The 14595-nt window shown below is 65.9% G+C and carries 16 protein-coding genes; 11 read left to right on the top strand and 5 right to left on the bottom strand.

Annotation, left to right across the window (positions count from 1 at the left end; genetic code table 11):
* The first annotated feature begins 58 nt into the window (after positions 1–58).
* From A5740_RS09825 to A5740_RS09800, 6 genes are all read left to right on the top strand, one after another.
* Positions 59–1714 carry an OB-fold domain-containing protein gene (locus A5740_RS09825; protein WP_076193555.1) on the top strand — a complete coding sequence of 552 codons (1656 nt, stop codon included), beginning with the start codon at positions 59–61 and terminating at the stop codon, positions 1712–1714.
* Positions 1715–1728: 14 nt separating this feature from the next.
* The gene (locus A5740_RS09820; RefSeq protein ID WP_076193553.1) at positions 1729–2601 is read left to right on the top strand and encodes an alpha/beta fold hydrolase; all 873 of its coding nucleotides are present in this window, start codon (positions 1729–1731) and stop codon (positions 2599–2601) included.
* A complete protein-coding gene (locus A5740_RS09815; RefSeq protein ID WP_076193551.1) occupies positions 2601–3419 on the top strand; it encodes an NAD(P)-dependent oxidoreductase in 819 nt (272 codons plus the stop codon). Before A5740_RS09820 ends, A5740_RS09815 begins: the two co-directional genes overlap by 1 nt.
* Positions 3419–4207: an NAD(P)-dependent oxidoreductase gene (locus tag A5740_RS09810; RefSeq protein WP_076193550.1), complete on the top strand. Its 789-nt coding sequence runs from the start codon at positions 3419–3421 to the stop codon at positions 4205–4207. Before A5740_RS09815 ends, A5740_RS09810 begins: the two co-directional genes overlap by 1 nt.
* A 150-nt stretch (positions 4208–4357) precedes the next feature.
* Positions 4358–5560: a cytochrome P450 gene (locus tag A5740_RS09805; RefSeq protein WP_076193548.1), complete on the top strand. Its 1203-nt coding sequence runs from the start codon at positions 4358–4360 to the stop codon at positions 5558–5560.
* A gap of 63 nt (positions 5561–5623) precedes the next feature.
* Entirely contained in the window at positions 5624–5824 is a 201-nt protein-coding gene (locus tag A5740_RS09800) for a ferredoxin (RefSeq protein WP_076193594.1), read from the top strand.
* 125 nt (positions 5825–5949) lie between these two features.
* On the opposite strand, the gene A5740_RS09795 is transcribed toward A5740_RS09800, so the two are convergent.
* From A5740_RS09795 to A5740_RS09780, 4 genes are read right to left on the bottom strand one after another with little or no spacing between them, the layout of a single operon-like run.
* Entirely contained in the window at positions 5950–6867 is a 918-nt protein-coding gene (locus A5740_RS09795; protein ID WP_076193546.1) for an LLM class F420-dependent oxidoreductase, read from the bottom strand.
* Between the two features lie 14 nt (positions 6868–6881).
* The gene (locus tag A5740_RS09790) at positions 6882–7178 is read right to left on the bottom strand and encodes a DUF1330 domain-containing protein (protein WP_076193592.1); all 297 of its coding nucleotides are present in this window, start codon (positions 7176–7178) and stop codon (positions 6882–6884) included.
* Positions 7179–7196: 18 nt separating this feature from the next.
* Positions 7197–7388 carry a ferredoxin gene (locus tag A5740_RS09785; protein ID WP_076193544.1) on the bottom strand — a complete coding sequence of 64 codons (192 nt, stop codon included), beginning with the start codon at positions 7386–7388 and terminating at the stop codon, positions 7197–7199.
* Positions 7388–8668: a cytochrome P450 gene (locus A5740_RS09780; RefSeq protein ID WP_076193542.1), complete on the bottom strand. Its 1281-nt coding sequence runs from the start codon at positions 8666–8668 to the stop codon at positions 7388–7390. Before A5740_RS09780 ends, A5740_RS09785 begins: the two co-directional genes overlap by 1 nt.
* Before the next feature lie 256 nt (positions 8669–8924).
* Here A5740_RS09780 and A5740_RS09775 point away from each other — a divergent pair, with 256 nt between their 5' ends.
* The 4 genes from A5740_RS09775 to A5740_RS09760 are packed head-to-tail and all read left to right on the top strand — an operon-like array spanning position 8925 to position 12879.
* Positions 8925–9578, top strand: a complete 654-nt coding sequence (locus tag A5740_RS09775) for a TetR/AcrR family transcriptional regulator (RefSeq protein WP_076193541.1) — start codon at positions 8925–8927, stop codon at positions 9576–9578.
* A gap of 15 nt (positions 9579–9593) precedes the next feature.
* On the top strand, positions 9594–10895 hold the full coding sequence (locus A5740_RS09770; protein ID WP_076193539.1) for an acyl-CoA dehydrogenase family protein: 1302 nt from the start codon (positions 9594–9596) through the stop codon (positions 10893–10895).
* Positions 10896–10927: 32 nt separating this feature from the next.
* A complete protein-coding gene (locus A5740_RS09765; protein WP_076193590.1) occupies positions 10928–11917 on the top strand; it encodes a phosphotransferase family protein in 990 nt (329 codons plus the stop codon).
* Positions 11914–12879 carry an NADPH:quinone oxidoreductase family protein gene (locus A5740_RS09760; RefSeq protein WP_076193538.1) on the top strand — a complete coding sequence of 322 codons (966 nt, stop codon included), beginning with the start codon at positions 11914–11916 and terminating at the stop codon, positions 12877–12879. Before A5740_RS09765 ends, A5740_RS09760 begins: the two co-directional genes overlap by 4 nt.
* Here A5740_RS09760 and A5740_RS09755 read toward each other — a convergent pair.
* On the bottom strand, positions 12876–13259 hold the full coding sequence (locus tag A5740_RS09755; protein ID WP_076193536.1) for a limonene-1,2-epoxide hydrolase family protein: 384 nt from the start codon (positions 13257–13259) through the stop codon (positions 12876–12878). The genes A5740_RS09760 and A5740_RS09755 overlap by 4 nt on opposite strands.
* Positions 13260–13392: 133 nt before the next feature.
* Between A5740_RS09755 and A5740_RS09750 the strand changes: the two genes are divergently transcribed.
* Positions 13393–14595: cytochrome P450 (locus A5740_RS09750; RefSeq protein WP_254849129.1), on the top strand; the 1203-nt coding region annotated here is incomplete at its 3' end.

Below are 14595 nucleotides of genomic sequence, written 5' to 3'. Positions count from 1 at the left end.
CCGCAGACTGGTAACGTGATTCTCCACACAGAATAACCTGCTTACCACCGGAGTCGAGTTGTCACAGATACCGGGACGTCCGCTCCCGACGGTCACCACGCTCAACGAATACTTCTGGACCGCGGGCGCCGATGGCGTACTGCGTATCCAGGAGTGCCAGGACTGCAGCGCCCTCATCCATCCGCCGCAGCCGATCTGCCGCTACTGCCGCAGTCACAACATGGGCGTGCGCGACGTATCCGGGCGCGCATCGCTGGCCGGGTTCACCGTCAACCACCGGTTCGGCTTCCCCGACCTGCCACCGCCGTATGTGGTGGCCGAGGTGGCCATCGCCGAGGATCCTCGGGTCCGCTTGACGACGAACATCGTCGAATGCGACGCCGAGGACCTCAAGCTCGGCATGCCGGTGGAGGTCGATTTCCAGCACCTCGACGACGTCTGGCTGCCGGTGTTCAAGCCGTCGGCGGACACCACCACCACTCCCCCGGTCGCCGAACCGGTCGCGCCCCAGGACATCGCCAAGTACGTCCGGCCGATGCTGACCAAGGAGAAGTTCGAAGACCACTCGGCCATCACCGGGATCGGGATGTCCAAGATCGGCCGTCGCCAGATGGTGCCGCCCCTGTCGCTGACCATCGACGCGGCCGAGAAGGCCGTCGCCGACGCCGGTTTGACGTTCGACGACATCGACGGCCTGTCCACCTACCCGGGCCTGGCGATCGCCGGGATGGGCGAAGGCGGGGTGAGCGCGCTGGAGGGGGCGCTGGGCTTGCGGCCGACGTGGATCAACGGCGGCATGGACACCTTCGGCCCGGGCGGCTCGGTGATCGCGGCGATGATGGCCGTGGCCACCGGGATGGCCCGTCACGTGTTGTGCTTCCGCACGTTGTGGGAGGCGACGTTCGGCCAGCTGGTCAAGGAGGGCAAGATGTCCCCTCCGATGGGTGGCCGCAGCGACAACTGGCAGCACCCGTTCGGCGCCACTTCCGCCGCACACACGTTGGCGCAGAACGCCGGCCGTCATTTCGACCGATATGGGACCACCCGGGAGACCCTCGGCTGGATCGCGCTGAACCAGCGCGCCAACGCGGCACTGAATCCGACGGCGATCTACCGGGATCCGCTGACCATGGACGACTATCTGTCGGCCCGCATGATCACCACGCCGTTCGGCCTCTACGACTGTGATGTGCCGTGCGACGGCGCGGTGGCCGTCATCGTCTCCGCGGTGGACGCCGCACGGGATCTGGCAAAGCCGCCGATCCTGTTCGAAGCCGTCGGCACCCAGATTATCGAACGGCTCGACTGGGACCAGACCACCCTCACCCACGAACCGCAGGTGCTGGGTCAGAGCGCCCACATGTGGTCACGAACCTCGTTGCGTCCCAGTGACGTCGACGTCGCCGAGCTGTACGACGGGTTCTCCTTCAACTGCCTGTCCTGGCTGGAGGGGCTGGGCTTCTGCGGCATCGGCGAGGCCAAGGACTTCCTCGACGGCGGCCACAACATCGCCCGCGACGGCATCATTCCGCTCAACACCCACGGCGGTCAGCTCTCGCACGGCCGCACGCACGGCATGGGGCTGATCCATGAAGCCGTCACCCAGTTGCGCGGGGAGGCCGGTGAGCGCCAGGTGGCCGATGCCCGCGTGGCGGTGGCCAGCAGCGGTGGCCTGACGCCCAGCGGCGTGCTACTGATGCGTCGGGACGACTGAACCGTGCGCGCCCGATGAGTACGCCGACTCCGCACCCCCGGGTGGTGATGGTCGACGGCGTCCCGATGTCGGCGTTGGTCGCCGAGTCCCCCGAACCGCGCGCCGTCATCGTCGCACTGCACGGCGGAGCGACCATGTCGGCGTACTTCGACTGCCCCGGCCACCCGGAGCTCTCGCTGCTGCGTCTCGCCGTGGCCCAGGGGTACACCGTGATCGCGCTCGACCGCCCCGGCTATGGCGCGTCGGCGGCCTACCCGGATGCGATGGTCTCCCCGGAGCAGCGGGTTGCGCTGACCGTCGGCGCGGTCGAGCGCATCGCCGGCCCGTCGGATCTGTTTCTCCTGGGCCATTCGCTGGGCTGCGAACTGGCTCTGCACCTGGCCGTGCAACGGTCCGAGGTGCTCGGCGTCTCACTTGCCGGCACCGGCCGTCGCTATCACGAGAGCGCACGGGCGGTCCTCGCCGGCGCTTCGACCGAACGGCCCCGGCCGCGTGGTCTACGGGATCTGCTGTGGGAGCCGGCGCGGTTGTACCCGGTCGACGTGATCGGGGCCGGCTTGTCCGCCGGCGGAACGGCTTACGAAGGAGAGATCGTCAAAACCTGGGCGAGCCAGGACTTTCCGGCACTCGCCGGCAAGGTCCGGGTGCCCGTGCAATTCCTCGCCGGGGAATACGAGAACGTCTGGCAATCCGACCCCGAGGCGCTGGCCGGCATCGCGGCGATGTTCTCCGGCTCACCGCGGGTGCAGACCGGGGAACTCCCCGAAAGCGGCCACAACCTCAGCGTGGGGTTGACTGCCGCGGACTATCACCGCAAGGTGTTGTCGTTTGCCGATGAGTGCCTGGCAGATCGAGCCGGCACCGAAGTGGAAGTGGAGGCAGGTTGATGCGAGTCGGTTTTATCGGGCTGGGCAGCCAGGGGGCGCCGATGGCCCGGCGGATCGTCGAAGGCGGCTTCGAGACCACCCTGTGGGCCCGGCGCCCGGCCTCGCTGGAACCGTTCGCCGACACCGCGGCGAAGACGGCGGGCACCCCGGCTGAATTGGCTGCCGCCAGCGACCTGGTCTGCCTGTGCGTGGTCGGTGACGACGACGTGCGTCAGGTGCTCGACGGCGAGTCCGGAGTGCTGGCCGGGCTGGCCCCGGGTGGCGTCATCGCCATCCACTCCACCGTGCATCCCGACACCTGCCGCGAGCTGGCCGAAAAGGCTGCCGCTCAAGGCGTCACCGTCATCGACGCCCCGGTCAGCGGTGGCGAGCCCGCGGCCTCGGCCGGCACCTTGCTGGTGATGGTGGGCGGTGACGAGCAGACTGTCGAGAAGGTACGTCCGGTGTTCGCCACCTATGCCGATCCGATCGTGCACCTGGGCGCCGTCGGCGCGGGCCAGGTCGCCAAGATCCTGAACAACCTGCTGTTCAGCGCGAACCTCGGCGCGGCCATGAGCGCGCTGGAACTCGGTGAGGCCCTTGGTGTTCCACGCACCGCGCTGTGCGAGGTCGTCAGCCGCGGGTCGGCCACCAGCAAGGCGCTCAACAGCATCGCGATGTTCGGCGGGACGCTGGACAACCTGGCCCCGATCGCCGGCGCGCTGCTGCAGAAGGATTGCCGGCATGCCGCCAGCCTGGCCGACGACGCGTCGGCCCCACAGGGCGCCGTTTTCCAAGCCGCCGACAATGCGCTGGCCATCATGAACCATCCCCGCTGATGCGCGTCGGTTTCATCGGGGCCGGACGGATGGGCGCACCCATGGTGCGTCGGCTCGCGGCGGTCGGCCACCAGGTGCGGGCGCTCGGCCGGGATGACGACAAGCGCGCCGCGGTGGCCGAACTAGGTGCCGAGCCGGTCGATTCGCCGGTCGCGGCCGTCGCCGACGTCGACGTGGCGATCGTCTGCGTATTCACCGACAATCAGGTCCGCGACCTCTGCCCGGGTCTGATCGACGACATGCTGGAAGGTTCGGTCCTGGTGCTGCACACCACCGGCAGTCCACACACCGCCGAGGCGCTGGCCGAACGCGGGGCGGCCCGCGGCGTGGCGGTCATCGACGCGCCGGTCAGCGGCGGGCCGCACGACATCGCGGCCGGCGCCGTCACGGTGTTCGCCGGCGGCGCCGACGACGCCGTCGCCCGCGCCCGCGAGGTCCTGACCGCGTATGCCGATCCGGTGCTCCACGTGGGTCCGGTCGGCGCCGGGCAACGGGTGAAGCTGGTGAACAACGCGGTGTTCGCGGCACAGATCGGCGTGGTGGCCGAAGCGGTGCGCCTGGGCGATCGGCTCGGCGTCGACGAGAAGACGCTGTTGAACGCGCTCACCCACGGCAGCGCGGCAAGCCGGGCGCTGGGCGGAATAGCGGCGACCGGCTCGGCCGACGCCTTCATCGCCAGGGTCGGCGAGTTCATCGGCAAAGACGTGGCCGTGGTGCGTCGAACCACGGCTGAACTGGGCAGCGACCTGGGCCGGTTGGAGAGCCTGCTCGACGCCGCGCTCAAGTGACCTCGTTGTCCAGAACAGAACCTGATCAGCACCTATTTTGTGCTTTTCAAACACCGCCGATCGGTTTACTGTTAGCGTTACAGTTCCACAGTTTCCCGTAACGTTTCACTGCGCTTCCGGCACAGCCCGCCGCGAAGGAGGAGCCAGCCAATGACCAAGGCCCAGGTGATCTTCGATCCGTTCTCCGACGAGTTCTTCCAGAACCCGTTCGACATGTACCGACGGATGCGCACCGACGCGCCGCTGTACTACAACTCCGATCTCGACTTCTACGCGTTGACCCGGCATGAGGACGTCGCCGCGGCGCTCAAGGACCACGAGGCGTTCTCGTCGTCGCGCGGGTGCGATCTGGCGATGGTACAGAGCAACGAGCCGCCGCAGAAGTCGATCATCTTCATGGATCCGCCGGACCATCGGCACATGCGCAGCCTGCTGAACAAAGCGTTCACCCCGCGGATGATCCAGTCCCAGAAGGATACCGTCATCGAGCAGATCGACCGCTACCTCGGCCAGATCGACGGCGACGAATTCGACGTGGTGCAGGACTTCTCCGGGCCGTTCCCGGTCGAGGTGATCACCCGCATGGCCGGAGTGGAACCTGAGTACCGCCAACAGGTTCGGCACTGGATCGACACCAGCCTGTCGCGTGAGCCCGGGCAGATGGGCTACTCCGAAGCCGGTATGCAGGCCAACATCGACACGGGTATCTACTACTACGGCCTGGTGCAGAAGCGGCGGGAGAACCCGCAGGACGACATGATCAGCCGTCTGATCGCGGCCGAGATCCCCGGCGAGAACGGTGAGATGCGCCGGCTCGACGACATCGAGATCACTGGCTTCGCCACCCTGCTCGGCGGAGCCGGCGCCGAGACCGTCACCAAGCTCATCGGTACCGCCGCGGTGTTGTTCGCGAAGAATCCCGAGCAGTGGCAGAAGCTGCTCGACGACCGCGAGAAGGTGCCGGCCGCGGTCGAGGAACTGCTGCGTTACGAAGGTCCAGTGCAGTACAACGTCCGGTACACGCTGAAAGAAGCCCATGTGCCCAGCGGCACCATCCCCGCGGGCAAGCCCGTGTTCCTGATCAGTGCGGCGGCGAACCGGGATCCCGACGCGTTCACCGACGCCGACACCTTCGACATCGACCGCGATCGCACCGAGGCCCAGAACCTGGGGCTCGGGTACGGCATCCACAGCTGTCTCGGTGCGGCCCTGGCCCGGATGGAAAGCGTCGTCGCCCTGGAGAAGCTGCTCGATTTCATGCCTCGTTACGAGGTGAAATGGGATGGCCTGCGACGCGTTCAGATGCAGAACGTGGCGGGGTATTCCAATGTGCCGGTGAGGGTGCTGCGGTGATGAGCGCTTGCGCGAAGAACAGAAGGCGCCGATGAGCGCTTGCGCGAAGAACAGAAGGCACTGATGGCAAAAAAGATTCACGTCGACTTCGAGATCTGTGAGAGCAACGCAGTCTGTATGGGGATCATCCCCGAGGTGTTCGACCTCGATGATCAGGACTACCTCCACGTCCTGCAGGAAGAGGTGACGCCGGAGAACGAGGCGCAGGTCCGCGAAGCGGTCCGGCAATGCCCGCGACAGGCCATCTCGATCGACGACGATTAGTCCTGCGATCTAAGTTTCGTACGCCGGCTTAGTTCCCCTACCACTGCGCCGTTTTCGACGCCTGGGTCGTTTCGAGCGACTCGGCACAACCCAGGCGTCGAAATCGGCGGCCTGGCCCGCCCGCGCTAGGCGGCGATCACCGTCTTACCGAACTTCTCGGTGGCCTCCAACGCATGCGCCAGGCTGTCCCCGGGCAGCGTGACGTGCAGCCATGACACCCCGAGCGCGGCCAGCTTCTCCACGCCCGCCAGATAGGCGTCGGCATCGAAGTCGTCGTCGCCGGGGTTACCGCCCTCGAAGTTGTTGAACACGATGTCGATTCCGTCGGGATCGCGACCGGCCGCCGAAAGCCGCTTGCGCAGATCCTCGATGCCGGTGGCCAAGGCGTCCAACGAGTCCATCGCTGCGGTTCCGGCCGTCTTGGCCAGTCCCGGCGGTGCGGCGAACGGGCACCAACCGTCACCGTGTCTGGCCACCCGGACCCGCGCCGCCGAGGTGTTGCCGCCGATCCAGATCGGCGGGTGCGGGGTCGCCGCCGGCCTGGGGTGAGCGGTGATACCGCGGGCGGTGAAGTTCTTGCCCTCGTAGGTGTAGTCATCGGTGGTCCAGACGCCCCGGATGACTTCGAGCGCCTCGTCGAACAGTGCGGCCCGCTCGTCAAAGGACACTCCGAGTGCGGCGAATTCCCGCTTGAGATAACCCACTCCGACGGCCAGGGTGAACCGGCCGCCGGACAGCAGGTCGAGGGTGGCGCCGGCTTTGGCCACCACGAACGGGTTCCGGTACGGCAGTACCACGATGTTGGGCACCAGGCGCAACGTCGTGGTGTGGGCCGCGGCGAAGGCCATGGCCACGAACGGGTCGACGGCGTCGTGGCCACCGGCGTCAAGCCAACGCTGAGATGGCGCCGGATGATCGGTGAACCCGAAGCCGTCGAAACCCGCCGCTTCGGCTGCGGTCGCCAATGCCGCCACTCCGCTGCCACTCACCAGATCCGGATGGTACGGGTGGGTGTGCATCGGATAGGTGATGCTGTAACGCACTGCGACCGCCCGGATCAGGACGGGAAGCCGGACAGGATGACCCCGTTGCAGTCGGCTGCGGCCTGACGCAGTTTGACCGCCTTCTGGTAGGCGTCGGAGTAGTACCATTCCCGCGCTGCGTCAACGGATTCGAACTCCAGCACCACTGTCTGGGTGCCGTGCCAGGTGCCCTCGACGACTTCGGCCTTCTGGTCGACGGCGAGGATGGTGGCCCCGGCCATCGCCTGCCCCGCCGCCTTCGCGTACTCGCCCATGCCGGCCGGGTCCTTGATGTCCTCGGTGATGATTACGTAGCCCTTGGCAGATGCCATCTTCACAATCCTTCTCTACTAGTCGATTTCGCTGATTGCCCGTTCTGGGCAGTTCTGTATCGCCTCACGTGCCGCGTCTTCCAACCCGACCGGAACCTCTTCCGGATCGGCGACCGCCCAGCCGTCGTCTGACATTTCGAAGACCTCGGGGCACAGCGTCAGGCACATGCCGTGGCCGGCGCAACGGTCCTCGTCGACCTTGACCCGCATCAGGTGTCGAACTCCAGGTGCAGCTCGGTCAGGCCGCGCAGGATGAACGTGGGGATGTAGTTGTAGCGCCGATCACCGTCCGAGCCGTGCTTGGCCTCGGAAATGCGGATGTCGGTGGTCCGGTCCAGCAACCGTTCGATGCCGACCCGGGTTTCGGCTCGGGCCAGCGGGGCGCCCGGGCAGCTGTGGATGCCACGACCGAAAGCCAGGTGCTGACGGGCGTTCTTGCGCGCCGGGTCGAAGGTGTCGGGTTCTTCGAAGCGCCGCGGATCGCGGTTGGCAGCGCCGTTGAGGACCATCACCGTGGTGCCCGCGTTCAGTTCGGTCTCCCCGATGGTCACCGGGCAGCGGGAAAGACGGAAATCCCCCTTGACCGGGCTCTCGATGCGCAGCGCCTCTTCGATGAAGTTCGGGATGAGGCTGCGATCGTCACGCAGCCGCTGCTGGATCTCGGGCTGTTCACCGAGCACCTTCAGCGCGGTGCTGAGCAACCGGACCGTGGTCTCCTGCCCGGCCGAGAACACGTTGGTGGCCACCCGTGCGACGTCACCGACGTCGGGGATACTGCCGTCGGGGAAGGTGGCCTGCGCCAAGCCGGTGAGGACGTCGTCGCGCGGGTTGGCCCGGCGATCGGCGGTGTAATCGGCGAACTGGCCGTAGAGGAACTCCAGCGGGCTGTGTGACAGCGATTCCTTGCTGGTGCTGCCGATACCACCACCGGAATTCTGCTTGATGCCGTTGACGAATCCTTCGCGGTCTTCCTCGGGGATGCCCAGCAGGTCGGCGATCACCAGCAGGGTGAACGGGCCGGCGAAGCCCTTGATGAACTCGCCGTGGCCCGGTTCCAGGTAGCTGTCCAGCACCTCATCGGCCAGCTGCCACATGGCGTCCTCGTTCTCCTTGAGGCGCTTGGGCGTGATCAGCCGCATCAACAGCGAACGGTGATCGGTGTGGGTGGGTGGATCGAGCGTGGGCAGCTGATCGCTGAACGGCAGTTCGTTGCGGTGCTTGTCGATGAGTGCGGTGACTTCCTCGGTGCTGCGCCCTTCCAGCGGCACCGGGAAGCCGGGGAACGGGCCGGTGACCGACAGGCACGACGAGAAGGTTTCCTCGTCGTTGTAGACCTGGACGGCTTCTTCCCAGCCGGTCACCATGGTCACGTTGTAGTGGTCTTCACGGGTGACCGGGCACTTGTCGCGCAGTGCCTCGAAGAACGGGTACGGGTTGTCGACCAATCGTTCATCGCGGAAGAAATCGATACCGGTTGGGTCGATCGCCATCTGCTGCTCCCGTTCCAGCCGCCACTAGGAGAATGCGGCTCTCATCTATGAATAGCAGATTTCCACAGCGGTCGTTGCGCCGTCAACGCCGGGGACTGCCGACCAGCGGTAAACCGCAAGAATAGGATTCTCCCCCTTATCTCTGGGCACGGTCAGGCGTTTACCTCGATCACTGACCGACAGGCGGCACCTCTTCCGATAGTTAGACAGACGTCAACTATTTCCAAACGCCGAATCCCTGGTTAGAGTGGCGAATATGTCCAGGACGGCTGTGACGGACGGTGCTGACAGCAGTCAGCGACGTGCGTCGTTTCAGCGGGCCCGCTCACATCGGACCAAGCGCGACCTGGTCCAGGCCGCGATGGCGCTGTGGCGCACCAACGGCTACGCCAAGACGACGGTTGCCGACATCTGCCGGGCAGCCGGGGTGTCGCGGGCGTTGTTCTACTTCTATTTTCCGGCCAAAGAAGACGTGTTGTTCGAGGTCGGCTTGACCTCCACGCGCTCGGCGCAGAAGCGCATGCGATCGCTCCTCGTGGGCGACTACGACATGATGGCGGTGATCGTCGAGGCCCTGCGAAGTCTGGAACGCTCGATGGCGCGCAACCCACCCGAGTTGATCGTCGAGACGATCCTGAAGGGCTACCGCCACGAGCATCGAATCCTGGCCGGCGATGCCGCCGAGGACACCCAGGACGCCGATATGTTCGGCGAACTGTTCGCCCGCGCCCAGGCCGATGGCCGGCTCGGCGCACACGTCGACGTGAACCACCTGTCCCGGCTGGCCCAGATCCTGGTCAGCGAGGGCGTCCGCCATTGGGCGGGCGGCACTTTCGGCGAGCGTTCATTCACCGACGTCGTCGCGCGCGATATCGGCGCGATGATCACCGGCTTCAACACCATCGATTAGAGCGGAGGACCCCCGATGGCGTGGGATTTCGAGACCGACCCGCAATACCAGGAACTACTGGACTGGGCCGACGATTTCGTGACCAACGAGGTCGAGCCGCTCGACCTGGCTTGGCCGCACCTGCAGTTCACCCAGCTGGAGGGCAAGCGCCGCGAGGCGATCGACCCGCTGAAGGCCAAGGTCCGCCAAAAAGGTTTGTGGGCCACGCATCTGGGCCCCGAGCTCGGCGGCCAGGGCTACGGGCAACTCAAGCTGGCGCTGCTCAACGAGATCCTGGGCCGCTCGCAGTGGGCGCCGATCGTGTTCGGCTGCCAGGCCCCCGACACCGGTAACGCCGAGATCATCGCGCACTACGGCACCGAGGAGCAGAAGAAGCAGTACCTGCATCCGCTGCTCGAGGGTGAGCTGTTCTCGTGCTATTCGATGACCGAGCCGCATGCCGGTGCCGACCCGACGCTGTTCACCACCAGCGCAGTGCGCGACGGGGACGACTGGGTGATAAACGGCTGGAAGTTCTTCTCCTCCAACGCCGCGACAGCATCGTTCCTGATCGTCATGGTGGTGACCAATCCTGAGGTCAGTGCTTATCAGGGTATGTCGATGTTCCTGGTGCCCACCGACACCCCCGGGGTCAAGATCGTGCGCAACGTCGGCCTCTACGGCGAGGCCGACAACCACGGCAGCCACGCCCTGATCCACTACGACAACGTGCGGGTGCCCGCCGAGGCACTCCTCGGCGGCGAAGGGCAGGCCTTCGTGATTGCCCAGACCAGGTTGGGCGGCGGCCGGATCCACCATGCAATGCGTACGATCGGCCTGGCCCAGAAGGCTCTGGACATGATGTGCGAACGCGCGCTCAGCCGCGAGACCCAGGGCAGCCGTTTGTCCGACAAGCAGTTCGTCCAGGGCTACATCGCCGACTCGTATGCCCAGCTACTGCAGTTCCGGTTGATGGTGCTCTACACCGCCTGGGAGATCGACAAGTACAACGACTACAAGAAGGTCCGCAAGGACATCGCCGCGGTCAAGGTCGCGATGCCCACGGTGCTGCACGACATCGCCTGGCGGGCAATGCAAGTCCACGGTGCACTCGGTGTCACCAACGAGATGCCGTTTTTGGGCATGGTCACCGGTGCGGCGGTGATGGGGCTGGCCGACGGCCCGACGGAGGTGCACAAGACCACGGTGGCCCGGCAGGTGCTACGCGACTACCAGCCGACCACGGACACCTGGCCCACCGGATGGATACCGCGAAAGCGCGAGGCGGCCAAGGCGAAGTTCGCGGAGTACCTCGAAGCGGAGGTCGGGAATCTGTGAGCGAGATCGATGGCGCGCGGCTTGCCGATTGGATGGACAACGCCGGGCTGCCCGGCAAAGGCGAGCCACTGACAGCGGAATTCCTGTCCGGCGGAACCCAGAACGTCATCTACCGGATCGGCCGCGGTGAACACACCTGCGTGCTGCGCATGCCCCCGGCCGGTGCGCCCCCGGACCGAGACAAGGGGATTCTGCGGGAGTGGCGCATCATCGAGGCGCTCGACGGCACCGACGTGCCGCACACCGCCGCGGTCGGCGCCTGTGCCGATCCCGAGGTGCTCGGCCGCCCGTTCTATCTGATGGGTTTTGTCGACGGCTGGTCCCCGATGGACACCCACGGCCGCTGGCCGGAACCGTTCAACAGCGACCTGGATACCCGGCCGGGGCTGAGTTATCAACTGGCCGAGGGCATTGCACTGTTGTCCAAGGTCGATTGGCAAGCCAGGGGTCTGGGCGACCTCGGCCGGCCGGACGGCTTCCACGAGCGTCAGGTCACCCGTTGGATCGGATTCCTCGACCGGATCAAGAAGCGCGAGCTGCCCGGGCTCGACGTGGCCACCGCATGGCTGCAGACCCATAAACCGTTGGACTTCATCCCCGGTCTGATGCACGGTGACTATCAGTTCGCCAATGTGATGTACCGCCACGGGGCGCCCGCCGGCTTGGCGGCGATCGTGGACTGGGAGATGGGCACGGTGGGCGATCCGAAGCTCGACCTCGGTTGGATGGTGCAGAGCTGGCCGTCCGACATGGACAACCCGAGCGCGTCCGAGATGGGTTACGTCGACATGCGCGGGATGCCTTCACGTGACGATGTCGTCGCGCACTATGCGAAGGTGTCCGGGCGCCAGGTCGACGATCTCGACTACTACCTGGTGCTGGCCAAGTGGAAACTGGCCATCGTGTTGGAACAGGGCTTTCAACGGGCCGGCACCGACGAGAAGTTACTGGCCTTCGGCCCGGTGGTGACCGAATTGATGGCCTCGGCCGCCGACCTCGCCGAGTCCAGCGACTACCGGTGAGGGCCGCGGTCTGCCGGTCCTACGGACCACCCGAGGTAGTCCGGATCGACGAACTGGACTCCCCCATGCTCGGCGCCGGCCAGGTGCGGGTACGTGTGGGCGCAGCCGCGGTCAATTACCCGGATGTACTGCTGGTGGCCGACCGATACCAGGTACACCTGCCGACCCCGTTCGTGGTGGGCAGCGAATTCGCCGGCGTGGTCACCGAAGTGTCCTGCGACACCGACGGTTTCGCCGTCGGTGACCGGGTTACCGGCACCGGGATGTTCGGCGCGTTCGCCGAAGAGGTGTGCGTGGATCCCGCCGGGCTCAGCCGGATACCCGGCGGTGTCGACGACCGCACCGCAGCAGCTTTCGGCGTGGCGCACCGCACCGCCTATCACACGTTGCGTTCCGTGGCCCGGGTCGAGCCTGGGGACGACGTGATCGTGCTCGGTGCCGGCGGTGGTGTCGGTTTGGCCGCGGTCCAGCTCGGCGCGGCGTTGGGCGCGCGGGTCACCGCGGTGGCCTCATCGAACGAGAAGCTGGCCATCGCAGCCCGATACGGCGCGGTCGCCGGTGTCAACCACAGGGCGGGGGATCTACGTTCCGCGTTGCGCGACGCGCTGCCCGAGGGCGCGCACGCCGTCATCGACCCGGTCGGTGGCGATCAATCCGAACCCGCTCTGCGGTCGCTGCGCCGTGGCGGCCGGTTCGTCACCGTCGGCTACGCCTCCGGTGCCATTCCCAGCATCCCCCTGAATCTCGTGCTGGTGAAGGGAATTCACATCCTGGGGTTCCAATTTCAGGATGTGCCGGCGGCGGAGTTCGTCCGCAATGAAGCCGAGCTTCGGGAACTACTCACCACCGGCGGCGCCACTCCGCACATCGGCGCGGTCTATCCGCTGTCGGAGGTTGCCGCCGCGTTGCGTCTCGTCGCGGACGGCCGCGCGGTCGGCAAGGTAGTCATCGACCTGGGCTAAGCCTCATCGGCACTGTCGTCCGCATCAAAATCCTTGGGTGGATAGAAGTACTCACGCCAGGCGGTGATCTTCTCGTCCTTGACCTCATAGGCACCCATGACCGGCCAACTCATCTGTTTACCGTTCACGATCCAGTGGTCACGGCGCTCCATCAACACGACGTCGCCGTCGACGGCGAGGTAGAGGATCTCCAGGTCGACACAGTTGCCGCCGGCGAAGAACACCTTCATCATCTCGTGGATCGCCTCGCGGCCCTGAAGCTTCGGCCAGTCCGGACCGATGTCGAACGTGGCGTCCTCGGCGAAGTGACTCATCACCGCCTCGACGTCATTGCTCCCCCAGGCGGCGATCTCGGCTCGCACGATCTTCTCAGCGGTCATCGTCTTCCCATCGGTCTATAGCGACAGTTATTTACACTTCACCGACCAACTGTAATGATGGTCGGATACCTGCTAAGCAAGTGCTCAGGAAGACCAGCCCGCATCAGCACTCCTGTCACCCGATGGAGGCCACATGACTGCGCCCACCGCGCCAGCCGCACCCGATCTCTACTACGACCCGTACAACATCGAGCTCAACATGGATCCGTATTCCGTGTTCGCCCGGCTACGCGAAGAAGCTCCGCTGTACTACAACGAACAACACGACTTCTACGCGCTGAGCCGCTACGACGACGTGAACAAGGCCGTCATCGACCACGAAACATTCATCTCGGGGCGTGGCGCCCTACTCGAGATCATCAAGTCGGGCATGGAAATCCCGCCCGGCACCTTGATTTTCGAGGATCCGCCGATCCACAACATCCACCGCAATCTGCTGTCGCGAGTGTTCACGCCACGCAAGGTGCTTGCCTTGGAGCCACAGATCCGCGAGTTCACCGCACGGTGCCTTGATCCACTGGTCGGCGCGGACCGCTTCGACTTCGTACAGGATCTCGGTGAGCAGATGCCGATGCGCGTGATCGGCATGCTGCTGGGCATCCCCGAGGACCGCCAACGGGCCATCACCGATCACGGCGAGGAAACCCTGCAGGGGCAGACCGTCGATGCGCTGGCCACCGGCGAGGTGTTCGCCGAGTTCATCGACTGGCGCACCGAACATCCCTCCGACGACATCATGACCGACCTGCTCAACGCCGAGTTCACCGACGAGACCGGCACGGTGCGCACGCTGCGCCGCGACGAACTGCTGCTGTACCTGACGGTCATCGCCACCGCGGGCTCGGAGACCACCACCCGACTGATCGGCTGGGCCGGCAAGACCCTGGCCGACTATCCCGACCAGCGCAGCGCTTTGGTGCAGAACCCGGATCTGATTCCCCAGGCGATCGAGGAGATCCTGCGCTGGGAGCCGCCCGCCTTGCAGATCGCGCGCTATGTGGCCCGTGACATCGAATACTACGGTCACACCGTGCCGGAAGGGTCGGCGATGTTGATGCTGGTCGGCGCGGCCAACCGTGACCACCGCCGGTTCCCGCCGAACGGTGACGTGTTCGACATCCACCGGGAACAGCGCTCGCACATGACGTTCGGCGCCGGGACCCATTTCTGCTTGGGCAACGCCCTGGCCCGGCTGGAAGGTCGTATCGCGTTGGAGGAAATCCTCAAGCGCTTCCCCGAGTGGCAGGTCGACTGGGCCAACGCCAAGCCGTCCGCCGTCGGTCTCAACTGTGCGCTGGGCGCGCCGGAGATGCGGCCTTACATCGCCGAGATGTCG

Source organism: Mycobacterium sp. GA-1841 (assembly GCF_001954135.1).
Taxonomy (GTDB): domain Bacteria; phylum Actinomycetota; class Actinomycetes; order Mycobacteriales; family Mycobacteriaceae; genus Mycobacterium.
This window is presented reverse-complemented; position numbering and strand designations above follow the sequence as displayed.